The organism is Mucilaginibacter celer, from assembly GCF_003576455.2.
Lineage (GTDB): Bacteria > Bacteroidota > Bacteroidia > Sphingobacteriales > Sphingobacteriaceae > Mucilaginibacter > Mucilaginibacter celer.
This window is the reverse complement of sequence record NZ_CP032869.1, coordinates 759,529-785,156: the sequence shown is the minus strand read 5'-3', so window position 1 is coordinate 785,156 and position 25,628 is coordinate 759,529. Positions and strand designations below refer to the sequence as shown.

Genomic DNA, 25,628 nt, shown 5'->3' with positions numbered 1-25,628 from the left:
AAATAATGGTTTGAACCTAAATTTTTAAAATCTTGCTTAAGTCTGAATTACATATACTTGATCAACAGGTCAGCGAAATAATAAATAATGATAAGCTGGCGGCGGGTGAGACCTCAACGGACCACCTTTCCGGGCAGGTGAAAACCGTGCAGGGAACCTGTTCCCAGCTGAAAAAACAGTGGATACAGGAGTTGTACAGCCCGGCGAAAGATGATGTAATCAGCCGGTATGTTCAGTACCACCAGTCCGGGATCACCCGTCTGTCAGATCAGCTCAGCGAAGCGCTTGCCGTTCACCAAAACCCGGCCGGTCCGCATCCGTATGACGAACTTTTCGGAGCCCTGCTGACCGGCCTTGAGGATCTGCTGCTTTTTCTCCAAACCGGCTGTTACCGGTTCTTTGACCAGGATTTCAGGGTTACCTTATTTAACAGCCGCCGGCGATGCGACGAAATCGCCGGGCTTGAAAAAAAGCTCAGGCTGCACCCGGTCGCTGTAAACGAATCGGCGCTGAGAACGGCTATCGCCGATTCTGTCGCTGATAAACTGGAAGAAGCCCGTTATGCGGGCATTTCCTACCGGGACCTGGACCAGACCATCACCATACTGCGGATTGCCGAGCGGCATATATATGCCGCGGAAAAGCCAGCAGCCCAAAACCTGCAGGATACCCTTTATCGCGGAAACCTGAATACCCTTCATTTCTTTAACTGGTACAGGGACAACTTTTTTAAAAAGATAACCGGACCTGTCAGTAAAAAAGAAAAAGAGCGGGTGGTCCTGGCCGAGCTGGAAAGAATATCGGGGCTCTTTGTAGCACAGCGTAAGGTTTTCGAACCCGACCTGCCGTCCATTGACCAGCAGGTACTGCCTTTTTTAAAATCCCAGATGGGGCATTCTTCCAAAGCCGCCGTACCAGGCCAGTCAAACGGCAACAGCCGCCTGCCGCTCGACCTGTCCGTGCCCCAGTTTGCCGTATTCATCAGAGTACTCTATAAGTGCGGGTGTTTTCCGGTTAATAACGTCGCTAAAATCATCCGGTTCTTCACCGGGCACTTTACGACTAAAAAGCAATCCAACATTTCGGTCAAGAGCTTTGCCAGGGCATTTTATGGCTTGGACCAGTCGGCGGCCGCCGTCGTCCGGGATATCCTGCAGCGGATGATCAATTACATTAATAAGACATACTTTCATTAACCGTTTAAAAAAATACGCTATGAAAAATGAATACGAAGGTTTTGTTAGTTACACCATCCGCTATTCGGATGATGGCAATCCCGATCATTAAAACAGCCATTATGATGACGAAATTTTATGACCGACTTTTTGCAGATTTAAATAAAGATTTAAACGCGGTCATGCTGGAAGAGCATGAGAACATCAGGCGATTGGAAAGATCTGTCAGCCTGTGTCTGAAGTACCTTCAGAAACTTAAAGATTTCTGGAAAGCGCACGACCCGGGGACACCCACGGAGGATATCAACTTCTTTAAACAGGTCAAGCCCAGATTCAAGGCGCAGCTCATCTTTTACCAATCCCTGCTCAATATCGAGAGCCGTAAACCACTCGGAAACGGAACCGCCGTTGCTAAATTTTACACCGGCGAGATCAGGGTCCTCAAACACTTTTTTGAAAGCAACCTGTCCTTTTACCAGTATGTCCGTATACAGGCCTGCCACCTCGACGAATACTATTTTTTACGGGGCACTTACGATATCCATCTCGACCCCGATCAATGCATGATCGATTTTGACCCTGCATTCAGCACGAGTCATGACCATAAACTGGCACTGGTCATCGCCCATGAATTGCTACAGCATCACCTGGAAGAAGCCATTCAGAAAGCGGGTCAGCGGGAATCTCTGGTACACGCAGGTCATGAATTTCAGGACTTCGACTGGAAGCAAACGAAATGCGCGCTGATCGAGCTCATTTACAGCTGGCATGCCACAGAGGCTTTTGGAAAACGCAGCCTGAAAAGCATCGCCAAATTCATTGAAAGGTCTTTTAATATTTCCCTGGGTAACTTTTATGATACCTACGACTGGCTGTGCGGACGGCCCTGTCCCACCCTGTACATCGATGAAATGAAAACGGCCTTTTTAATGCGGGTGCAAAAAAAATTAAAATAACTACCGGCAACCCGAACCGCAAGGATTATAGGCGATTACAGCCGGCGCGATTGCAAGCGGCTATGATCCGTAACGCGGAGGCACGCCCTCCATGTTACGGATCATCCTATTTTGAACTATTGTTTGCGGTGAGCCGGGAATGCCAACTTCTCATTGAAATATAAATTACTGTTGATTTCTTTCTCCATATTTAGATATCCCAAAAAGTTAGTCATTTGGGGTTAAAACGATCTACCTATCTCTTTTCTATATTTTATAGAGCCCTTTTCAAAAATGGGGCTTAGAATGCCCATCATTCCAAAATGCGTGTTTGACCTTTATTAAAATTGAGTTCAATTGCAAGAATCTTCATGTTCCGGGTGACTGGACTGGTTCAAGTGTGTTTTATATGGACAACCAATGGTTCAGGCATTGCCCTGGTAAACATACGGTTGCTTTTAAACATACGGTAATAATGTACAGATGGCTTTGTGTTGGCAAGATGATGGAAAAATTTCACAACGATGTGTATCGAAACTACCGCCTGGGTGCTCGTCGTAAAGCTGGCAGGCATAATCATCAAAAAAGCCACCTGTACGCAGGCAGCTTCTTCACGTAAATTCTTTGCGTGCTGGCATTACATACCAAAAACTTCATCACTGAGTTTCGCGGTCACAACCGGTCTGATTTCATTGAAATGCGCCACAGCAAATCCGGTTCCCAAACTTGACCTTTCGCTGCCATCCATCGTAAGTTCATCAGCAGCTCCGCTCAGTTCGACTTTAGCATGATCTTTTACAGTTAACTCAGCAGCATATACATCCAGATCTAGCTTTGCGGAAGCTGCGTCATGTAGGTCAATGCTGAATTCAACCCTGAAAAGCTTTCCAAACGATTGGATTGAAGAATTGTCAAATGCGGAAACAGAACGGAGGTCACTGGCGCTGACCCAAATGACCAGTTTTTCTGCTTTATAGTTTGAAATTCTCAATACCCCGTTCCTGCTTTGAACCAGGGCGTTCTCTGCGTAGTACTTGTTATAAACCTTGACGCGATCCATATTGCCATCGGATATAAATAATTCGACGTTACCGCGAACTTCGATTTTGTTGATCGCACTGATATCGTTCAATACAGTAAAATTATCGTCTTTAAAGGTATTTGCAGAAGCGTTTTGAGTTAATCCTGACACCATGATCATCATGGCGATAAAGGATAAAATTTGAGTTTTCATTTTTTTTAGTAATTATAGTGATCGTCCATTGGTCGTATTGTTTATCTTTTAATACGATCAAAAATCGGGGCAATTAAACCCGGGCCGGACTGGTTGAGGCTCTGTATTGACTTCCAATTTTATAGCGCAAAGGTGAGACGAATAAGCGAATTATTTTTCATCTTAGTGTAATTATTACACTAAGACTTTTTTATTTGACAAGCATTGGAAAGCGCAGCATGTTCAGGCTTGCGTTGGTAGCTCCATTTCAGGCGAGTTGGCAACTCCTTTTAGAAAATTCGTTCATTTTTTTCTGAAACGCCATATCTTGTATCCGGACTGCTGCGCGGGAATGAATAGCAAGGATCGCATCGTCTTATGAGGACAATTTTATTAACAAAAGCATTAAAAAGGATTGAAGCACAAGCCCGGTTTAAATTCTGAAATTTAATGCAACATATGGATACCAACCTTCAGTCGAGTGACCTGCCATAACCTGCAATACTGTTAAGCTTGCCGGCGCAAAAAACAAACCTCCACCAGTGCCGGTATGCCATTTATCCGAATGTTCGCCGTTTATCCAAACCCTTCCCGCATCGTAAAAGCCGGTTAGACCTAACTGCCCCGGCAAAATATAGCTGGCAATATCCGCCAGCTTTACGCGGGCCTGGAAATTGTTAAATACCATGTGCTGGCCTGCAAAACGGTTTTGAAGATATCCCAGTAAATTACCCTGTCCTCCCAGGAACATGGACTGATAAAAAGCTGATTTACCGATTGTAACGCCGCCGCCGACGCGATCTGAGAGTACGATGCTTCCGCTTTTATTCAGCTTTTGGTAATAGGTAAATTCAGTCCTTATTTGACTAAAAGATTTGGAATAACTGTTAATCCCTTCAGAGGCCAGCAGGTTTACCTGTAAATAATAACCGCTTGTTGGCAGGATCCGGTTATCCTTATGATCACTTATCAGGTTGACCAGGACCCCAGCGTGGGCTTTGTCTTTATTAACCGATGAACTGTCATAGCTATTGATAAGGCTTTTTTGATTAATAAAACGACCAGCATTGCCGTTCAGACTCAGGTGATAAAACTGGAATGACGGACCGGCGCTGATTGTTGTCCCTTTGCCCGGTTTCCAGCGAAGCGCCGGGTCTAACTGATAAATATCAAACCGGGTGCGGTAATAACGCCTGTATTCGCCGGTCTTATCCAAAACCGTCTCATTACCCCTACCGAAGAAATTCATCGTATTGTCCGGTGCCTGTGCGTACGCTTCTAAAGTAAAATCAGCCTTTCCAACCGCCTGCATCCATTCTCCGTTGTATTTGATCCGGAATGCGTCCGTGGCAAATGCATGGGTGATCAATAATTGCTGTACTGTGGAATAAGGCAATTTTCTGAAGCCGTCGTACCCTGTATATTTGAAACCAAGACCGAGCAGAAATCCGTCATCCTTATTTAAGGCAGCGGTGGCCAGCGGCATCCATACATTGTAGAGATTGGTTGGCAGAAACCTGATATTGGCCGTGTCATCAGACAGATGTTCCCTGATGCGGCCGGTATTGCCCCTCATTAAGGGAGCAACAGCGGGCCCGTAAACATTCAGCGTTGTAGCAGTCCGCAGTATATCAAAAGTTTTGTGACCGATGCTATCTACTATGCGCAGCCTGATCGGGGTTTTCTGTGTATTGACCGTAATATGATCATCACCGGCAGATGTATAAATCCGTACTTCCCTGGTAGTATCCGGGTGGTAAAACATGTCCATGACGGCCCGATCTTCCATGCCTCTCTTATCAGATTTTCCAAGCACAATATGCATGGAATTATCCGGTCCGTCCGTAATGGTTATCTGCTCATCCTTGTCAGTAGCGCGGATATCAACGATCCGGTTGATGAACTTGTAATATTGTCCCATCGCAGCGGGAATGTTATCCCTTCGTTTTCTGAGTTTGGCAAACAGTTCGTCATGTCTCAAACGATAGTTCTCCACAGGCAACCTTCTGAGGGCCGTCTCCAGAACCTCATCCGTTTCAGCTTTTACAAATCCGTCTACGATCCTGGTGTATTCGGCATAAGTCATTTGCATATCCGGGTAAGCTCTTGCAAAACGCGTTTTAAACAGGGAATATCTGACCCGTGGAATATTGCCGTCAAAGTTCTCCAATGTCGGGTCGAGCCAGGGAAGAGCGGCTACAGAAGGAAATAGCCCTTGTGTGATATGAAAAACCTGGTCCCGGTCCCGGGGTACACTGGTATATATTTTATCATTTACGCTTTTTGACGGCTTCCAGCGCCACTGGTCTTCATGCCTGTCCCAATCCCCCATAAGCAGGTCAAGCATTTTAGCCCTTAAAAAAGTTTCCGCGTCCAGGCGGGTATCATAACTTTTGATCAGCTCACGATCCATCTTAAAAGTGTTATCGGAAGGTCCGGTCGGTTCGCGCTCCTCCAGCAGGCATACCATACCCTCAAAGATCTTAGCATATTCGCCAAGAGCCGGATCTTCAGCAACCAAACCGATAACGGGATTAGCGTGCGGAACACGCGCCGCTTCTGCCAGGGGCGGAACAACGAGCGCCGAATAAGGATGCTGCCCGCTGAATTCGTCACCCACCCAATCGATGGCAAAAGTACCCTGCAGGTTGGCAGGCAGCAGTTTGTCCGGCATCTTTTCAACACTTCGCAATACCCATTCCCGCGCTGTTTTATCCTCCAGCCGTAAAGATTTGGACTCCATACCTCCGCCCTGCCGTACCGGCTTAAGCCCGCCGTTGATCAGCGACAATTTAAGGACGGGCAATTTTACCCGCATTGCCCACTCTTTCCGGTAATTTTCACCAAATAACCAGCGGTGTATGCCGGATACATCATTATAAGAAGGGTGAACTTTGACAACAGCACTATCGGGGAATATCTGCCATGCGGACGGTTCAATTTTTTGAGCCTGGGTGCTTGTCGCTGCGAGGACAGGCAATAATGGGATAAGTAATTTTCGTAACATAATGAGTCTCGGCTGTTTTGAAACCCCAGGAGGTTGCATCAAAATAAGGCAAAGCTCATGCCGAGCGTTAATACATTGAAAATGTGAAAAATACATTTCCATTCTAAATCCAGATCCACGATATATCGTTAATCCGCCGACAAAAACAAATGCAGCCATAAAGATAGCGGCAAGTAGCTGCCGTTATCAATAGCAGAGCTCCTGCGGAGCGCCTGCTGCGTTAACCCGCGTGCGGAAAATACGATCCATATGATCCGCGCGAGAGACACCAGCGTTGCCTTAATACTCCGCTACGCATGCCAATTATATACTTTGAATGATTGTTTTGTAATACAGTTAAAGCGGTATTCCGACAGATTTTCGCAACCCGTATTTTTACCTGCAACCTGACTGTAAGTGATTTAATTCCTCGTCTGCAGAGGTTGGTACTGGCGTGTTAAATAGCCCAGCCAGAATCGGTTGTCCTCCACGCTGTTCTCGATAACTGATGGTTCTTCGCTCCCGAATTTTCGCAGTTCATCCGCGTTTGGCCCTTTTTTCTTTTATATTTTAGATTCAGCCCAGTTCGCATTGACCGGCTTATCTGCATTCACCAGTGTGGAGGTACATGAAATCGTAAAAAAGCACCGCTGCAAATGTTTGGCGTTTCCCCCTTGGCTAGTAAACGTCGTTTCCTGCTTGCACAGGCAACACAGCATGTAAGCTAAGGCAGGTAAATAATTGACGAGGTAAATGAAGCAGTTTTAAATCATATCCTGGAAACGCTTTAAGTTTAATTATGTAAGCCATAACTATTTTTATCTCTTACTGAATACTGTCAAGCACCTTAGCTCGGCTAAAGACAATACCCAGCCAGCAACTAAAACCGAAGTTGGTGGCTTAGTTATACCACGTAACTACTACTACTACTTAATGCAATTGCAGTTTATTCCGTTGAAATAAGGTATTGAAAGCTGTATATTCTCGAAATAAAGTAGCAATAATTTATCCATCCCATTATAAACTCCTTTTAATCAGACATATATATTCCGGCATCAAAAATGCAACGATAGCTTTGATTGTGATCAATCATTTAAACAGGCACTTATGGGAGCATTAATTTTTAGGAATACCAAACTTATTTCGATAGCCGGAATAGTGTCGATTATTTACGTAATTATAATTCCTGAATAATATTGATCGAGCGTCAACTTCAAATATCTCAAGATTTAATCTTTTAATTTCCTGCGATTTGGCAAGTTCAGTAAAGGTTTTTAAACTTCTATCTATAACTAAATTTAATCAATGCGACATGTCACATTATATTTCAAGTATGCCTTTATGGGCAATCGTTTCGTTTATTATCGGTTTTTTCATTACTCATGTTTTTTTTGCCAGGCGTTTCAGGCAAGCTGCCATTGACGGAGGTATGTCATTGGGTAGATCCAATCGCATTCAGCAGGTAATCATCGTGTTTTTTACTGCCTTTTTTATTTACGCTTCTGCACTTGCCCTGGTTGGTATTATGGATAAAGATACGATACCCCCTATGGGTATAATATGTGCCGGCCTTCCCTTAGCGATTCTTTTGTTCGGAGTAGTAGGAAAAACCGAACTTTACAAAGATTTATTAAGGGCGATAACCATGGAATCCCTGATCACTTTACATGTGTTCCGTATAATTGGGATATTTTTCATTCTATTGTATATTTATGACCTTCTTCCCGCCGGATTTGCTTTTTCCGCCGGATTGGGAGATATCATTACCGCAGTGCTTGCATATCCCGTTGCTGTGATATATGCTAAAGGAAAATCCTGGAGAATTCCCGTGGTTTATGCATGGAACATAATAGGAATTTTTGACGTTGTGAATTTACTTATTATTGCCGTCATTATCTTAAAAAGCAAACTTAGTCCAGGAGAGGTTGGTTTACGGGAAATAGATCTATTCCCATTCTCCTATTTCGCGGCTTTCGCTCCGGCTGTTTTAATATTCCTCCATGTCGCGGTTTTCAATAAATTAAATCAGCGGAAAATAAATAATTGACCAGCACCAACAATCTATCGTATTAATTACTCATAGTTGCGTTGCGCTTTAACTAAAAAAGGTCATAATTTCAATGGTGCAGTTTCGAGCGTAAGCCCACAATACCTGCCTTAATGTTAATTAACTGATAATCAATCACCTTACTCTTTTCATCAATTTAAAAGATCAGATCATCGGTAAAATACTTGAACTGGCTCTCGACGGGATATACATAGACAGGCAGGCAAAAATATGTAAGGGGTTGATTGGAAGGCCGGTTCATTGCCTTCAAAAAAAAGCCCGTGACAGCAGTCACGGGCTTCAGTCCGTTTAAACACCGAATCTCTCCGGTGGCACCTATCGGTCTTTTGGCAGTTTTACTAGCCGGATATAATTCCGATCTGTCAAATAACGTTGGGCGGCATCCCGGTAGACTTCGCTGTTGAATGACTTCAATAGTTCGCGTTGCCTTTGAACAGCTGTGATATCTTCCTGATTTTGATATTGATTTGTCAAATAGCTTAACCAGAATCGATTGGTTTCCAAGCTGCTTTCGATGGCTGAACTTTGTTCGCTCTGGAATTTTTTCAGGTCGTCCGCTGTGGGTCCAAGGTCTTTTATAGATTTGATTTCTTGCCAAGTCGCATCAATTAATTTATCTACGTTCGATGGCGCACAGGTAAAAGATATGCTAAAAGCGTACTGTTTTAAATATTTGGATAGATCCAAATTTACCTTCGGCGAGTAAACTCCGCTTTCTTTTTCGCGGAGACGCTCTATTAAATGAATCTCCAACATTTGTTTTATTCCTTCTAATTTCAAATTTTCTTCTATACTAAAAAGATAGTCACCACTGATTACCATAGATACGGTTGCCTTTACCTCATCACCGGCCTTTACCGTTTTCGTTAGCTTTCCGCTGGGGATTCTGATATTTAAATCGTGCCAGTTATAGTGGCTGTTCGAAGTCGGCAGCGCGCCAAGATATTTTTCAAATAAAGGTTTTGCAGTTTCAAGATTTACATTTCCAACGAAGACAAAGGTAAAATTTGACGCGTCACTAAATTGCTCACGGTAAAATTTTAATATTTTATCGAGATCTATTTCCTTAACCTCATCGAGGCTGATCGGTTTCCTTCGGTAAGAGTTATTGGTCAGAACGGCGTTAACAGTATCCGCAAACTGATTGTCAGGAACATCAATCTTGTTTTGAAGAGAGGCGGTCAGTCTACCTATTTCGCTTTGAAATATGGTCGTGTCTTTCCTTGGACTGGTGAAATATAAATAGGTCAGCTGGAGTGCAGTCTCTAAATCTGAAATGTTCGTAGCTCCATACAATCCAGCAAAGCGTTCGTTGATAAAAGGACTAACACCAGCAATTTTACCTGTCAACTTCAATCTTAGCGTTTCACTGCCAAACGACCCGATACCGCTTTGCGAAACGATCGCAGCGGCAAGAGAGGCCGACCGGAAGTCCGCATCCTTAGTGACAGAAGTTCCGCCGGGACTAAATGCAGAGAAAGCAATTTCATTATTTTGAAAGGTCGTTGGCTTTACAATAATCCGCAGGCCATTGCTCAGCACGAGTTCGTGACCATCAAATGCTTTTATTTCCTTACTCGACACAATTTTGCCAGGGGAAGAAATTGCTTCGATTAATGGTTTTCGCTCTACATCAAATTGCCCGGAATTTGCGATGCCTGTCGGTGCAGAGCTGGCATCGGCTTCATCAAGCCAACCGGCCAGTGCTGCTTCAATTGGTAGTTTGTCTTTTGCAGATTCAGGGCCAGAAGCGATTACATCACGATCCGGCATGGCCAGATACCGCTTCATCAATTGCTTTAAGTGATTGGGGCTGATCGTTGGAAGATAGGCGGTAGTTAATTCGGCCTCTTTTAGTACTCCGGGACTGGCCTCTCCTTGGAGGAACAACCTGGTGTATTCGCCTGCCAACTGGCCACTGGGTGCTTTATCCACCTCGTCGGCCTGCGCCTGAACACGAGAAAGATAAAAAGTTTTCGCAGTCTCTAACTCTACATCCGTAAATCCGTTATCTCTGATTTTTGTCATTTCGCGCCAAAGCGCTTGAAAACCGGGCTTCAATAGCCCGTTCTTCGTTGATACGGTTATTGTAAAGGCGTCAACATTCGATAAAATGGGCTGCACTGAGGCTCCGGCGCCCAAATAAAAAGCAGCATTATTCTGGTAAACAGATTGAAGCCTGTTCGCCAGCACGAGGTTGAACAGATTGCGTTTCAGGTATTCGAGATAATCGGCATTTGTTCTGAGTTTCCGGTGCGGAAATTTATAGATTACCTGTAATGACGATCCTTGCATTTCCTTGTCAGTAATTACGGCATACTGTCTAGCTCCGTTCAACTGAATTTGAAAATCCGGCCTGAGTTTGGGGACGGCAGGCACTTTCAGATCATCAAACAGAGCCTTAACCTTTTGTTCGATGCCTTTTGGATCAATATCCCCAACTACAATAATGCCTTCCAGGTCGGGGCGGTACCAATCTCTATAAAAAGAAAGAATGGTTTCCCGATCGAAATTTTTAAGAACACTATCTACGCCTATCGGTAAACGGGAAGCATATTTCGATCGGTTGTAAATGATGGGCATAAGGCGCTCACTCATCCTCGACTGTATGCCGGAACGCATACGCTCTTCCTCCAAAACTACACCTCTTTCTTTATCGAGCTCCGCCTGATCAAGTGTAGCGTCCTGCGCCCAGTCACGTATCACCTGCAGCGCCTGATCGACCAAGGTCACATCATCTGCTGCGATAGGGAGCTGATAAACTGTCTCGTCAAATGATGTGTATGCGTTTAGATCGGCTCCAAAACGTACACCAGCTTTTTGCAAAAATTCGACCAAGCTGTTGGCGGGGAAATGTTTTGTCCCATTAAAACTCATATGTTCCATAAAATGTGCAAGACCTCGCTGGTTGTCATTTTCCAGCACTGACCCGGCCTTGATTACCAGATATACGGTTAGTTTTTTTTTCGGTACAGTATTTTTGCGAATAATATATGTAAAGCCGTTTTTTAATTGACCTTTTAGGATGGCAGGGTCCTGTGGCAATTCTTGTGAAGAAGCCCGGTTAGTAAATATAGGGCTGGTTAATAACAGCGCGATTTGGAGTATTCTATATAGTTTCATCGAATGTTTTTAGTTTCTTATCGGCCCTTTAATGTGTACACCATATCCCGGTAGTTTGAAGCGACCTTTATTCCATCGGCGTTCACAATTGTAAAAGCGATGATATAATCATTTGAGCCAGCTATTTTCGTTGGATCCACAATAATCTGTAGCTGGGCCTGATCCGCCCCCTTGGCAATAGTTACACGCAAATCACCAACCGAATAGGCGCTAGCCGGCAGTTTGATATAGTTTTTTCCAAAGGCGTTGTTATAAGCTATCGAAAGAGAATCGTTTACCTTTAAAGTCACAGTAATGTTCTTTGGTGCCGTCTCTATAAATGAGTAGTTCACCCTGAGATTCAGCTTCTTTGTTCCAAGTGCGCTATCTGTCAACATTATCGGAAAAAAGGATCTGCCTGGATAATTCGACAATGGGTTGATAATGATCGGTTCTATGCCTGAGTAGTCAGGCTTGATATCATCTTTCAAACAACCCGAGAATATTGTAAGCGAGCAAAGGATAATGATATATATTGATATTTTTTTCATGTTGATAAATTTAAAATTAGGGCATCCACCATATTTTGCTACTAAAAACATTGACGCTACCATAGGCGTTCAGGTTAGCTGCATTTGTTAAATATTCATTGAATCCATAATCGAACCGGATGGGCAGTCTATCACTCACCCTACCCGGATCGACAGAGAGCGCAATAGCAGGAAAATTTCCATTACGCCTGTAATCCGTCCACGATTCAATAGGATCGATACCATTGAGGGCGGTGTATTTTTGACTCATCAGCAGCTTGTACTTATCTGGCGCCGCGGTCCAGCTCACTCTGGCATTTGCTCCCGTCACCTGGTTATTGTACCATGTCGAAAAAATAGCATCCGATAATGCAGGAAGTGACCGTGACTTACCTACGTTCAGCCAGCGGAACGATTCCTTAACAGCATCAATGTAGGCTTGTTGCGGATCGCCCGGTAGCCAGCCTCTTTGTATGGCCTCAGCCTGCAGAAATTTGCTTTCAATGCTGGTAATCGCCCATCCATCCATATTGTTTCCTTTGATAATTCCGGCAGAGGCATCATTGACAACATCCGTATTACTATTGCCGCCTACGGCCGAAATGTAGGAGCGCGTTTGGAAAGGATAGCTAAATGCATTAACTTCAAGACCAAATTGCGCTCCCCTAAATTCAGCAGATCCTGGTTGGGGAAATGGCTCGGCACCACCCGCGGGAAAGGGTACATCAATCGGCGAATAGATGAAAGCCAGGCGAGGATCATCATCAGCTTTTAAAAGGTTCATGCCAAAAACATTGGCGTGTGCGTAATCGAGCGAAAGTCCGAACTCATCAGCACGGCCACCGAATACCCGGTTCTTATTGGAATATAAGCCATAATATTTCGATACACCTTTAACCAGGCTATAACCGGGGTTGACGGCAGCATCCGTTCCGCTTGGCAAGAAACCCGACCCTTGATTTATAATTTTGGTCATCTCTGCTTTTATATAACTCTCCCGGCCGGGGAGATTTGCCTGATGGATCAACAGTCTTAACTTAAGCGTATTTATAAACTGCTGCCATTTTTGTTTATCTCCGTGAAACATAATGTCTGAGGCGGCGATCTTGGGATTCTTTGCCATATCCGCATTTTTAATCAGGGAAGATGCCAGCGTCAGCTCGTTCATCACATTTTCATAGATCGATTGACCACTGTCATATTTAGGACGAAGGATGTCCGGGTTGTAAGCTTCCGTGTAAGGAGCATTATTTACCTCGTCAACTACACGGGCCCACATTAATGATTTGACCGTTTTTGCCACGCCAACATAAAAATCTTCGTGGAGCGAGGACGCTTTTTGTTCCATCAGAATGATGTCCGCCGTTGGATAGCTCATCTGCGCTGGTTGATTGTAGGTAGTAATTGGCGTACCATTTCGGAAAGCAGGCGGACACCAGTAGCCCATCCACATCGCCATTAAGTCGAAATCTTGCTTAAAACCAGCCGCTTGTTCTAAAACTGTTGCGATAACTAAATCCGGTGTAACTTGGGTGTCCGTAAGTTCTCTGGGGTTGTAATTGACGTCCAGCCAGTTTTTTCTGCAGGAGCCGAGTAATATAAGTGCGCTGGTCATGCAGGCGCATAATAATATCGATGACTTTTTCATATTCGTAATTAAAAGGTAAGTCCAAGTGTAAATCCATACATAAATGTTCCTGGGAGTGCATTGGGTGTGCTGGAACTGCCAACTAAATTGTTGGTTTGGCTTTGGGTGCGCTGCCCGAGTGACTGAATAAAACCGTTATTGAGCCCTGGACCGTAAGAACCTACGGGGTCACCAAAAATGTTCGACTTGGGATAAAAAGCAAAAAGGTCTCTGACATATAAACCAGCTGTCATCGATTTTATGAACCTTTTATTGAGGGCCGCGTCATATTGCAAAGCAATTTCCCGTATTTTCCAGAAGCTGGCGCTGCGTATCGAATTGATATTTGCATAGGAAGCCTGTGAGAAAAAGCTCTGTCCAGCATCCGACATGGCAATGTCAGTGTTTTTGATATAGTGACCTGGGACATCTTCTATCACTGAGTTCGGATATATAAAAGGTTGCCTGTTGGTGAGCAGTGTAAAAGAAGTCGTTCCATTCAGAATTGAACGTGAATTAAATTGGTGGTCATTACCTGCCGAATAATCAGCTTGGGTACTTAGCGTAAAATGCTTATAAGCAATATTTAAAGTTAGCCCCCCCTGATAAACCGGCAGTGTTTTTCCTTTGATCTGTGGATTTAGATAATCGTAAGCAGGCAAGCCTGAAACTTTATCAACAATTACCGAACCTCCGGGAGAACGTTTGAAATCGTAGACGCCATATTGAAAAGCCGTCTCGCCTTCTTTAGCGTAAAAGACCAATCCGGTGGCTGGATCTTGCGCAATAAAAACGCCGTTGTAAACGTCTGAAACCTTTAAAACCTTGTTGTTATTATAAGAAAGCCTGCCGGAAAGTGAGATCCTTGGTCCACCTGAAAAATCAACTAACGGATCGAGTGTCAGATCGAACTCTAACCCCTTGTTTCTTAATTTCCCCGCATTGTCATAATCCGGGAAACCAGAATATGGCGGCACGCGTACCTTCAATATAACACCGTCGTTAACTTGTGTATAATAAGTTGCATCAAATCTGATCCGATTTTTCAAAATTCCGATCTCGATGCCGTATTCCTGCGACCAGATCTTTTCCGGCTTGATCTTCGGATTGGGATTAGCCTGTATGCCATAGGCCAGTGTCGACACGCCGGTGGAGGTGGTATAAGGATAAGGATACAAGACATAAAAACGCCGCTCACTTTGCTGGGGCTCGATATTCAGATTGGCTGTCCTGACCAGAGAAACGCGTAATCTCAATGCTGACAACCACTCCTGTTTCTTCAAAAATGGAACTGCTTCTTTTAACACGATCGATGAATTGCCGCCGAAATAGAAGTCTTTTCCCCTGGCTACTTTTGCCTCTTTGGAATCCCACTCATTCCTTGCGGTCAGCTCCAGAAAAAAGCGGTCCTTATAGCCGACCGAAGCTGTTCCAAAAGCTGAAATAGTGCGTTGCTGCACAGTGTTTTCATCTGCTCCTATACCATAATCGGAGCGGGCATAAATGTCATTATAGATAGGAATGACCAAGGTGGCGTTCGTTTTCAGTATTTTACTGTAAATATCCTTGATCGAATTTCCAACGCTGCTACGGAAAACGAAATCATGCGTTTGCGCCAGGGCCGACATAATGAAATCGTTATTCAAGTTGAGCCCGGTTCCTACATAATCCGCGGTGGTTGGGTCTGTGTCCGATCGTTTTGCAGGATCCGCCCTTGCGTAATCTGAGAAAATGAAAGGCTCTGAATTGATTTTTTGCCGTCGGGAATTATATATAACGCCAAGCTGATCTCTTACTGATAACCACGGCAGAATTTTGACGTTTGCAAACATATTGCCGTTAAATACATTATCGGTTTGTTTTTGACGGGCAGATGCAATCTTCGCATAGGGATTTATGCCGTTCCAATAATTGTCATTACTTCCCCAGTACGAGTTGCGATAATCTTTATAATTCAGCAGGGGAATGAAACTGGGCGTTTCTAGTACATCCTGTGTAGCATCCGGCCCTTTGTCTGAATTAGTTTGAGCGAAATTTATGGTAAGACCTAAGTCTAATGCCTGTCCAACTTTATTGGAAGCATTGTATAATACGGACGTTTGGTTTTGTTTATCTCCAGGCAACAGTCCTTTTTGATCTAAATGACCTATACCGAGGTATAGATTGGAGTTTGCACCGCCATTGGCTAAAGATACATTGGTTCGATTTGTAGAAGCAATATTGAAAAACTTATGCCGGTCATTGTTATAGGAATACGGCACCATTTGATACTTTCCATTGGCATCGGGATAGCCAATTGGTACAAGCTGGCCATTATATGCAGGCCCCCAGCTGGATATATCCTGTCCTCCCAAAATATTCGTGGCATTTCCCTTGCCGTATTGCTTTTGTTCGTCCAGGTAGCGCCAGTCAATCCGGTTAAAGCTTTGGTTGGTTTTGACATTTACTGCGATCACGCCGTTTTTCACCTTCTTTGTGGTGATAATAATCACGCCGTTGACTCCCTCGGGACCATATAACGCCGTACCATTTGCTCCTTTTAAAACCGTTACATCTTCGATGTCTGCGGGGTTAAGATTATTGATAAAGTCAACGGCTTGCTGTCCTGAATCACCATCCGAGCCAAAAGATAAAGGCGAGCCATTGAAAATAAAAAGTGGCTGATTGTTACTGGACTCGCCAAACGAGCGGATTCCCCGTATGAGAATATGCATCTGCGGTGACATGGAAGAACTCTCTGACATGATATTCAAGCCGGAAACCTTACCAGTTAGTCCCATTAGAAGCGAGCCGCTATTAGCCTTGGTTAAGTCATTACCGCTTACTTTTGCGACCGAATAACCTAATTCGCGTTTATTGCGTTCGATACCGTAAGCCGTGGTTACCTTGACCTCTTCCAGGCTTTTAATCTCAGGGATCATAATTATTTTACCGTTGAATTTTCCAGCTACGATTTCATTTTTTTCATAACCTAAGTAGCTGAACACCAATAAAGCATCTTGCCCCACGTCATTTAGGATGAATTTTCCGTTTGCGTCAGTATGGGTAGATTTATCTGTTCCCTTGACCTTTACAGTGGCTCCTGGCATGGGAACGCCTTTTTCATTGACAACAATTCCCGACACATTTATGGAAGTTAGATAATCAACAATGCTCCTGATGAGCCTGCTTCGACTCCGAGTGATCAAAATTGTTTTGTCTTTGATTTCGTAACTGAGCCCTGAGCCAGCCAGGCAGCTTTTTAAAACATCGTCGAGTTCCGCTTTATCAAAGCTGACATCGATCGTTTGACTGGGATCCAGATCGTTTTCGTTCCAAAGAACGTTATATCCTGTTTGGATACGGATTTGTCTTAATACGGTTGAAACAGGAATTGATTTACCGGAGACGCTGACCTTCTGTGCGAAAGTCGAGGCACTGACCTGAAGAATCGCCACAACGAGCAAGACCGTCGTTAACTTCATTACTTGAATGATTTTGTAGGCACAGGGATGTCCTGTGCACCGTACTCTTGTAGAAATTCGATACATTTGAATGTTTGGGTTTAATCTAATAGGAATGAATGAACTGTGGGAGGAACCCGAACGTTTACCCGGAAATGTTCGCTGCATTTCCGGGTCTTTTATCCAGGATACTCCAGGCTAAGGGCTGGAATTAGTTGCAATGGTCATGTGGAGTTGAATGGATTAATTATTTGAAATGACTTTTACCTCGTTTTCCCGGACTTCAAAACGGACATGCCCGACGGCACTGACTTTTTCCAATACCTTGCCGATACTGGCGGAACGTGATACAGAGCCCCCGATCCGGATCCGTGCATCTGCCGTGTTTTCAAAAATGATCCGGCATCCGTACCAGCGTGAAAGTTTACGCATTACCTCACCCAGCTCGGCGCTGTCAAATACAAAAAGTCCTCTTTGCCAGTCTATGGCATCATCGGCCTCCACCTTCTTTACGCTGACCGTTCCGGAATAAAGTGCAGCCTGCATGCCCGGTTTAAGCAGCGCGTCCGCGCGCGTGACTGTATCAGTGATCATTACGGAACCCGAAAGCAGGGTGCTTTTGATTATTTTGTCTTCAGGGTAGGCGCTGATATTAAAATGGGTTCCTAATACCCGAAGGCGCTGGGTCCCGGAAGTGACGATGAACGGTCTCTTTTCATCACGGGAAACTTCGAAATAAGCTTCACCGTCAAGCTTAACCTGTCGTTCTTTAGCGTTAAAGACAGTGGGGTAGCTGATCTTCGTTCGTGAATTAAGCCACACTCTGGTCCCGTCCTGTAATATCAGTTGCCATTGTCCGCCTGCGGCGGTCTCTACACTGTTGACTAAAACCTCCGTTACGCCCGTTTTCGGTGATCGGTAAGTCAGGAGGCCGGCTGGAGTAACGGTGAGCAAAGTGCCGGGCTGCCGGATGGTGTCCGCTTCGGACTTCCCGGAGAGCATTACACGTTTGCCGTTCGCCAGTGTCAGTACAGCCTGATTGCTTCCTGCCTTAATCGTTTGACTGCCGGCAAAAACAACGGCTGAAGGAGTCTTCTCACGGAATACGAGGATGACAAGGGAGCTTATGAGAATAACTGATGCAGCGGCGGCGAATGAAAGACGGTGTATCTGCCATAAACGTTTGAATGTATTCACTTCCAAAGCGACGCCGGTAACCTGCTGCACGCGATCGCGGATCCGGCGATCAAGGCTCCATCTCGCGCTTCTGCTCAATGTGGGGCCAGAAGTAGCGGCATGGTCCAGTAAAAACCGTTCGACAACAACACGCTCATCTGCAGTACAACGGCCGTCACGGTATCGGGTCAGCAGGGTTTCGATATCTAGTTCCATCAGTATGAAAAGTTTTGGTCCTTTTCCTACTATCTGTCAGAAATGCTTCCCTGGTAGTAGATTTATTTTAAAATAATTTAACAATAAATTGACATGAATAAATCTTTCAATGAAACAAAAAGACTTTTTTGATCAACGCGGCAAGGATCATGATCGTTAGCCTGGTATTTAATTTCAGCGCGATAATCTTCAGGGCGTTATTTATCTGTTTTTTTACCGTTGTTTCCGCAATACCAAGTGCTCTGGCAATCTCTTTATGAGATAACTGCTCGTCCCGGCTCATCAGGTAGATCCGCTGCATTTTGGCGGGAAGCGAAGAAACGGCTTTATCAATACATTCGGCAAGCCTTCTGACGTCGATATGCTCCGGATCGACGTGAAACTGTTCTATTCGCCGTGACAGGCGTTCGATAAACGCTGTCCTGTTAGCATCCCTGGTGAGGGTGCGCAGGGAACTATATCTGGCGCTCTTGACCAGGTATGCAGATAACGCGCCATCAAGCGAAAAGCTTAGTCTCCTGTTCCACACCGATACAAAAAGCTCCTGTACGATATCGACGGCGTCATCCTCAGACCGGGTCAGTCCATATACATAGTTAACCAGCATACTCCAGTAGCGATCATAAATGGTCGCAAAAGCCCGCTGGTCTTCAAGATTCAAAAGCGAAATTAATTCATGATCGCTGTAATTGTAATAATCCCGCATCTGTATCAAGAGTTCATTGATTGCATAGTTCTTTGCCTTGTGTTTTCAACCCGCCACCAGTCACAAAACTGGACCGGGAACGACCGTCTTATCAATCGCCGGAACCTTGAATCCGGCTAGTCCGACCTGACAAGCCTTACAACCTTTTTACAAGTAAAAAATAGTTCACTCCGTTAAATATAAGTTATTCCCGAACTATTAGTGCGAGAGTGACGTCAAAATACAGGTAACAATCTGTTTTTCAACAAATAAAAAATACCGAACGTTATTTTTTTTTAACGAACAAGAATTTGTCGTCTTTTCTAAAAAAGTGTAATGACTGTGACGGCCATTCGTATTTTGTAATATTCGTTTATGAAAATAAATAAGAGGAGGAGGGGCTGAATCACTGCCGGACAACTTTATAAATTCTGATGATTTACGATTTAAAATAAGAAAAAAATGCCATATACCCTCTAAAATACTGTTTTGTAACCTTTTACAGAATGGCATTAATTTTGAAACTTAGATAAGAGATCAAGTGTTTCATCGCCGAACATAAACCTGGCATCAGGAGTATATCATGATCATCAGGACGGCAACGATCAGTAACCGCAAAGGCATCGGAAAATACCGGGACTACATTTAAAAAACAGCATATGGGCATAGAGGTCACCTTCAATCGCATCACCAGGATACTTGATTCCGGATTCGATAATTTCACCAAACGTTTCGAAGAAACCGCGGATCATTTTATGGAATCGGTCTCACCCGAAAATGAAGAAGAACGTGCGGCACGTGAAAATCAAGAGGACAGGGTTGGCCGGATTAAGCTTTCGGTTCACAAATATGTGGATACCGGACTCCGTTTAAAATTATATGGCATGCAGATCAAAATCAGGGACGCAACAGACAACCCGATTTTAACAGGTATGGAATCCCTTAAAAACCCCGGGGCTGCGTTATATGCCCCCATGGAGTTTCTGATCTATGAGAACGAGCTAAAGCAGTCCATTATCGAATATAATCAACCCTCGGTTTACTTTGACACGTTTGTTGACCCTTCAGGAACAACTGGAAAGTTATTTGATATGAAATTTCAAAGCCTGGTTGATTTTTCAGACCTGCTTTTAAATTAATCCTACGGACCGAAGGGCCTTATGTCTATTCCCGATCAGAACCGCCAACTAAATAATCCATTCAATATATTTCAATCAGCCCGAACTGGCAACTGTAAGCGACGTTAGTCCACTGAGTTTGAGCGGCTCCTTAAGCGGCCGTTCAGCTATGATTTATAAAGCTGACAGTTTCGGTCCAATATATCCGACCAATTTTAAATGATCATGGGAGTCGCAGAAAGAAAAGAGCGTGAGAAACTGCAAATGAAGGTACTGATCAAAAACGCCGCTTTGAAACTATTTTTAAGGGACGGGATTGCCGGAACTTCCATTCGGAGTATCGCCGGTGAAATTAAATACAGCCCCGCGACGATCTACCTGTATTATCGTGATAAAGATGAGCTTTTATACGAAGTTCAGGCCGATGCATATCTCCGATTGCTGGAAGCCTTCCGGCAGCACGCCGACAGCACGCTCCCTTTGGAGCGATTGCGGCAGATCTGTGTAACTTATATCAGTTTCGGCTTGGCTAATCCGGAGTTGTACGACCTCATGTTCATTATGCGAAGCCCCATGAACGTTGACGAAAAGATACACCGAACGAATGGAGGCGATAGCCTCGCCTATCTTGCCGATTGTCTTTCCGACTGCATCCTCGAAAATTTACTGACCATTGATGACCTGCAAACCGCTGTATTGCAGGTATGGTCTACCGCCCACGGATTGGTATCGCTGGATTTGCGCCGCCGTCTGAATCACATGTCAATAACTCATGAAGAAATTCCCGGGATGTTATTATCTTCCATCGAAAACTATGTCAGGTCGATTACGAGGTAGCGCGGAACCAAACGGCAATTTTCGTATTTATTTAAACGGGAGAAAACCCATAAGTGAACCCAACGTGTTTTTATACAAATGCAGTTTTTGGATCCCCCCGTTCACTGCCTGAAACCTGTTAACGCAATTGCTTTATTTCGCAACCGGTCTGCACATTTACGACATAAAGTATACCCAAACAAAGTATTCCTTTACAATCAACTGTACAGCAGACCCTTGAAAAACGGAACAATATTGGTTAGAGCATGTAACTGTAAAAATGCAACTGAACTTTTTCTCACGCTGCCACTGATCATGAAGCCAAGGGTACTCTACATCTTTTTCTCATTTCTTTTTATTTTCTCTTTTCCTGATTTTGCCAGGTCGCAATCTTTTCCCGCACTAAATAATGCAGGACGGGACGCCGGAACCCAGAAACAGGACACCAACCGGGTTTTGGCGCTACTGAAACACAGCAGGACCCTCATCATGAAAACAGCGGTAACCCGCCCGGAAGCCGACAGCGCCGGTATGTTATGCAGCCGTGCAAGGCAGCTCGCCTTCAAACTTCACTACCTGCGGGGTACCGGCAATGAACTGCTGATCCGCGCGCTGATCTTAAGATGGCAAAAGGACGGGGAGGGCTCACGGAAGACCGCCCTGCAGGCCCTTGAAATCTTTAAAAAAATAAATGATCCGGCAGGCCAGGCGGATGCATACAACATCTGCGGAGATGGCCTTTCAAACGCAGATAACCAGATTGTACAGAAGATCGGTTATTTTAAACAGGCTATAAGGATGTTGCTTATATCCGATCAAAAAGAACGTGCAGCCGCACTCCTGACTTACCTGGGTGATCTGGAGATCTGTAATTCCAGCTACAACCAAGCCCTGAAAGATTTGCAGCACTCGCTCAGTCTGTATCGGTCTGTGAACTCTAAAAACCTGCAGGCCACCTACGATCTCATCGGCTACGATTATATCCAATTACACAACATCAACGAAGCGCTCAAATATAACTTGCTTGCAGTACAAACAGCGGAACAAAACGGTGAGTCAGGGTCCCTGCTCGCCACCATTTATAACAGGATTGCATTAACTTATGCATTCGCGGAAGACTGGCCAAAATGCACCTCATATCTTAAGAAAGCACTTCATCAGGCTTACAAAATGAATGATTCGCTGTCCATCGTCCAGATTTCATTTAACGTTGCGGCAGCAATGAGCCATAGTCATCAGGTCGCTGCCTCCATTCCTGTCATTACCCGAATACAATCATTCAAGCTGTTTCAGCAGGATATCACCTGGCGGGCACGGGCTGCGACCCTTTTGCTGGAAGCATATATACAAAAGAAGGATTACAAAGTAGCCAGGCATTATTTTAACGAGTGCGTTAATTTTTTGAATTCAAAGAAAATTGAGCAGCATGTTTACGAGGGTATATTCTCCGGCATTATCGCTTACTATCAGGCCACTAACCAGTTTGACAAAACCTATCCCTACATCACTGCACACGTCCGGTATTGTAATGCCGCAAAAATCGCGTTATCGGTAGACAATGATGATGACTTCCGCCTGTTCAAAGCCGATTCAGCTTCAGGAAAAATGCTTTCCGCCGTTCGCCATTTACAACGCTATATGTTGTTCAGCGATTCCGTAAAAAGTGAAAAAAATAGAAAACAAACAGCGTTACTTGAAGTGCAGTTTGAAGCGGAGAAAAAAGACAGGGATATCCGGTTCAAAGAGAAAAACATCAAATTACTTACCAGGCAGGCGCAACTGCAGGATATCGGATTCCGGCAGGAACGGATGATCCGGAACTGGACGATCGCGGCCTCCGTACTGTTATTATTGGTGATTGCTATACTTTATAACCGCTTCAGGTTGAAACAACGCAGCAGCCGCTTCCTGGAAACCCAGCATCTTGCGTTAAAAGCCCAGCAGCAGGAAATCAACTGCAAAAACAAGGAGCTGGTCCATCTCAATGAAAAACAGTTTGATTTACTGAAAGAAAAAGAGTGGCTGCTGCGGGAAATTCACCACCGGGTAAAAAACAACCTCCAGATTACCATGAGTCTGCTCAATATCCAGTCATCCTATATGGATAATGGTTTTGCACTCGATGCCATTGTGAACAGTCAGCGCAGAATGCAGGCCATGTCATTAATTCATACGAAGCTGTATCAGTCCGATAACCTCGCCTACATCGATATGTCCAGCTATATTCCCGAATTAGTGGGCTATATCAAGGACAGTTTCAACGAGGGGGAGTTCATCAGGTTTGAACTGCAGACGCCTCCTTTTCAGTTAGATATCTCGCAGGCGGTTCCGATCGGCCTCATCCTTAACGAGGCGATCACCAATTGTATTAAATACGCCTTTCGGGGCCGGTCTGCAGGACGCATTAGGATTATTATGGAAAAGGATGACCACGATCTTTACACATTAACTATTGCCGATGACGGAGTTGGTATACCAGAAGAAAAAGATGGAGCAATACGCAATTCTTTAGGGATGAACCTGATGCGCGGACTTACCGTGCAACTGCAGGGGGAGTTTTCTGTTAAAAACACAAACGGGACGACAATAACCGTCCAATTCAAAGATTTTAAATTAATGGCGGAAGAGTTAAATACAGATCAGACAAAATGAAACGCAGGACTCAGTGCGATTAAATCACTTAACGGCGACAACCAGGCCCAACCGGGCAGACGGTTTTTCCTTTAAAATGTGTCTCTAACTAATCCTCCGTCCGAAAATAGGTTGATCAACGAAATAAAGTAGCAATCAATCCGGACTAAAAAATATAAGTAATTCATTTACAAATAGTTAAATCAAGGATTAATAATTGATTTCTATCGAAAGTTAAAGACTGAGATATGGAAACGATAGTAATGATCGCATTGAGACTTATACAACTTACCTGCGTGATATTGATTTTTTACGCGGCAATCATCTCTGGCCGGCATGGAGAAGATAATTTTAAGTCTGGCGCCGGACCACTAAGCGCTAACTTTCGGGCAATCCTGAAGAACTTATGGCATTGAAAACAGAAGGTTTTCGAATCAAAGTTTTTGTGCCGGGTAGGCCAAGCGATGAAACAGCGCAAAAGTTAGCTTAAAAACAGTACAACTAACTCATTCAAAAATATTACATATAATGTGTGCGGTTTGAAACGATATCGCTGCTAAGAGGCTGACATCATGGAAACCAGGTATCTGATCTCAATGAGAAAAGTAGAAATTAACCGTCTAGTGACAATTTCTTATATCATTATGCACTTCTACCGGCTATATAGCTAATGAAGGTAGATTTGAAGTGGCAAGCTAAGGGTAACGCCTCGGTGCGCCGCACCATAATCAATACACGGCTTTTGTAAATCTCTTAGCTCAAATCGAAGTTAACCAAGGAAATTGTGCACCGGTACGAAATCCGGCATTCCAAATAGTTGTATAACGAAATAAAGTAAGGAATTCCCCTCAAACTTCCACGCAAGTAACAGATTAGTAAAGAAATAGCCTATGGTCTTAATTTAGCAGGTAGTGATATCGGAAACATGATAATCAAATCTGATAAAACTATGAAAATTCAAAAAGTACTGTTTATTACCGGAGCATCGAGTGGCTTCGGATTAGAGATCGCCAGAGCGGCCTTGGAAAACGGGGATAAAGTAATTGCAACGGTCAGGAGCAAGCCGGAAGTACTGGCGGCCTTACTCAATAAAAATCACAATCTCTTGATCACTATCATGGATGTGACCAATGAAGGGCAGATCCGGGAAGCTGTTGCCGAGGGCTTACTGGCATTCGGCAGGATCGATGTATTGATCAACAATGCTGGATTCGGGATCATTACAGCGATTGAGGAGGCAACAGATGCAGAAGTCAAACAACAATACGAAACCAATGTATTCGGATTGCTGAATGTTATCCGTGCGGTTCTTCCGCATATGCGGAAGAACCGGTCCGGACATATCATTAACTTTTCCTCACTTTTTGGGTTTGATGCTATTCCTGGCTGGGCGCTATACGGCTCCACTAAGTTTGCGGTAGAGGGCTTGTCGAAAGGACTTGCGGCAGAACTGGAACCATTGGGCATAAAAGTTACTGCGGTCGAACCCGGGCTTTTCCGTACTTCTTTCCTGAGTCCCGGTTCATTTAGCCTTTCCCGAAATGTGATCGACGACTACGAATCTACAGTGGGCCCTATGCGCAGCGCCGGAGATACTCTGCATGGCAGGCAACCGGGTGATCCTTTAAAACTTGCCCGTATAGTGGCAGACCTGGCACATGCCGGAAACCCTCCTGTTCAATTGCCTATAGGTAAGGATTCGATCAGTATGTTCCGCAAAAGCACTGAAAAAACCGCGGCGGTTATAGCCGAATGGGAAAGTATATCCGGTGATACCGACGTTGCAGATGGACATCATATTTTGTAATTCCAATATCAGAGCGACAGCATTACCGGGCTAAACATCTTATTATTATCAATATTCACTGGGATCAAGGCTTTGAAGCGCCCGGCCTTGGGTCCTGAAA

The 25,628-nt window shown here is 44.4% G+C and carries 16 protein-coding genes; 8 read left to right on the top strand and 8 right to left on the bottom strand.

From position 1 onward, the window contains the following. Positions 1-32: 32 nt before the first annotated feature. From HYN43_RS03200 to HYN43_RS30135, 3 genes are all read left to right on the top strand, one after another. Positions 33-1,196, top strand: coding sequence for a hypothetical protein (locus HYN43_RS03200; RefSeq protein WP_119408082.1), 1,164 nt, complete (start codon positions 33-35; stop codon positions 1,194-1,196). 26 nt (positions 1,197-1,222) lie between these two features. Next, the gene (locus HYN43_RS03195; protein WP_119408081.1) at positions 1,223-2,131 is read left to right on the top strand and encodes an RteC domain-containing protein; all 909 of its coding nucleotides are present in this window, start codon (positions 1,223-1,225) and stop codon (positions 2,129-2,131) included. 454 nt (positions 2,132-2,585) lie between these two features. Beyond that, positions 2,586-2,729 (top strand): hypothetical protein, encoded by a 144-nt coding sequence (locus HYN43_RS30135; RefSeq protein WP_162996292.1) that lies wholly within the window; start codon positions 2,586-2,588, stop codon positions 2,727-2,729. A gap of 18 nt (positions 2,730-2,747) precedes the next feature. Here HYN43_RS30135 and HYN43_RS03185 read toward each other — a convergent pair whose 3' ends face one another. Both HYN43_RS03185 and HYN43_RS03180 read right to left on the bottom strand, forming a co-directional pair. After that, positions 2,748-3,344: a GIN domain-containing protein gene (locus tag HYN43_RS03185; RefSeq protein ID WP_121540009.1), complete on the bottom strand. Its 597-nt coding sequence runs from the start codon at positions 3,342-3,344 to the stop codon at positions 2,748-2,750. A 412-nt stretch (positions 3,345-3,756) separates the two neighbouring features. Next, positions 3,757-6,330, bottom strand: coding sequence for a BamA/TamA family outer membrane protein (locus HYN43_RS03180; protein ID WP_162996291.1), 2,574 nt, complete (start codon positions 6,328-6,330; stop codon positions 3,757-3,759). Positions 6,331-7,621: 1,291 nt separating this feature from the next. Here HYN43_RS03180 and HYN43_RS03175 point away from each other — a divergent pair. Continuing rightward, positions 7,622-8,356 carry a hypothetical protein gene (locus tag HYN43_RS03175; RefSeq protein ID WP_162996290.1) on the top strand — a complete coding sequence of 245 codons (735 nt, stop codon included), beginning with the start codon at positions 7,622-7,624 and terminating at the stop codon, positions 8,354-8,356. A 336-nt stretch (positions 8,357-8,692) separates the two neighbouring features. On the opposite strand, the gene HYN43_RS03170 is transcribed toward HYN43_RS03175, so the two are convergent. From HYN43_RS03170 to HYN43_RS03145, 6 genes are all read right to left on the bottom strand, one after another. After that, on the bottom strand, positions 8,693-11,500 hold the full coding sequence (locus tag HYN43_RS03170) for a M16 family metallopeptidase (RefSeq protein WP_119408076.1): 2,808 nt from the start codon (positions 11,498-11,500) through the stop codon (positions 8,693-8,695). A 17-nt stretch (positions 11,501-11,517) separates the two neighbouring features. Further along, positions 11,518-12,030 carry a DUF1735 domain-containing protein gene (locus tag HYN43_RS03165; protein WP_162996289.1) on the bottom strand — a complete coding sequence of 171 codons (513 nt, stop codon included), beginning with the start codon at positions 12,028-12,030 and terminating at the stop codon, positions 11,518-11,520. Positions 12,031-12,046: 16 nt separating this feature from the next. Then, positions 12,047-13,657: a SusD/RagB family nutrient-binding outer membrane lipoprotein gene (locus tag HYN43_RS03160; protein ID WP_119408074.1), complete on the bottom strand. Its 1,611-nt coding sequence runs from the start codon at positions 13,655-13,657 to the stop codon at positions 12,047-12,049. Positions 13,658-13,665: 8 nt separating this feature from the next. After that, the gene (locus HYN43_RS03155; protein WP_162996288.1) at positions 13,666-17,100 is read right to left on the bottom strand and encodes a SusC/RagA family TonB-linked outer membrane protein; all 3,435 of its coding nucleotides are present in this window, start codon (positions 17,098-17,100) and stop codon (positions 13,666-13,668) included. Between the two features lie 222 nt (positions 17,101-17,322). After that, positions 17,323-18,471, bottom strand: a complete 1,149-nt coding sequence (locus tag HYN43_RS03150) for a FecR domain-containing protein (RefSeq protein WP_119408072.1) — start codon at positions 18,469-18,471, stop codon at positions 17,323-17,325. 106 nt (positions 18,472-18,577) lie between these two features. After that, the gene (locus HYN43_RS03145; protein ID WP_119408071.1) at positions 18,578-19,177 is read right to left on the bottom strand and encodes an RNA polymerase sigma factor; all 600 of its coding nucleotides are present in this window, start codon (positions 19,175-19,177) and stop codon (positions 18,578-18,580) included. 638 nt (positions 19,178-19,815) lie between these two features. Here HYN43_RS03145 and HYN43_RS03140 point away from each other — a divergent pair. The 4 genes from HYN43_RS03140 to HYN43_RS03125 all read left to right on the top strand — a co-directional run bounded on the left by HYN43_RS03140 (position 19,816) and on the right by HYN43_RS03125 (position 25,528). Next, the gene (locus HYN43_RS03140) at positions 19,816-20,295 is read left to right on the top strand and encodes a hypothetical protein (RefSeq protein ID WP_119408070.1); all 480 of its coding nucleotides are present in this window, start codon (positions 19,816-19,818) and stop codon (positions 20,293-20,295) included. Positions 20,296-20,499: 204 nt separating this feature from the next. Beyond that, positions 20,500-21,111 (top strand): TetR/AcrR family transcriptional regulator, encoded by a 612-nt coding sequence (locus tag HYN43_RS03135; protein ID WP_162996287.1) that lies wholly within the window; start codon positions 20,500-20,502, stop codon positions 21,109-21,111. Between the two features lie 216 nt (positions 21,112-21,327). Further along, positions 21,328-23,742: a tetratricopeptide repeat-containing sensor histidine kinase gene (locus HYN43_RS03130; RefSeq protein ID WP_162996286.1), complete on the top strand. Its 2,415-nt coding sequence runs from the start codon at positions 21,328-21,330 to the stop codon at positions 23,740-23,742. A gap of 928 nt (positions 23,743-24,670) precedes the next feature. Then, positions 24,671-25,528, top strand: a complete 858-nt coding sequence (locus tag HYN43_RS03125; protein ID WP_119409235.1) for an oxidoreductase — start codon at positions 24,671-24,673, stop codon at positions 25,526-25,528. Positions 25,529-25,628: the final 100 nt, after the last annotated feature.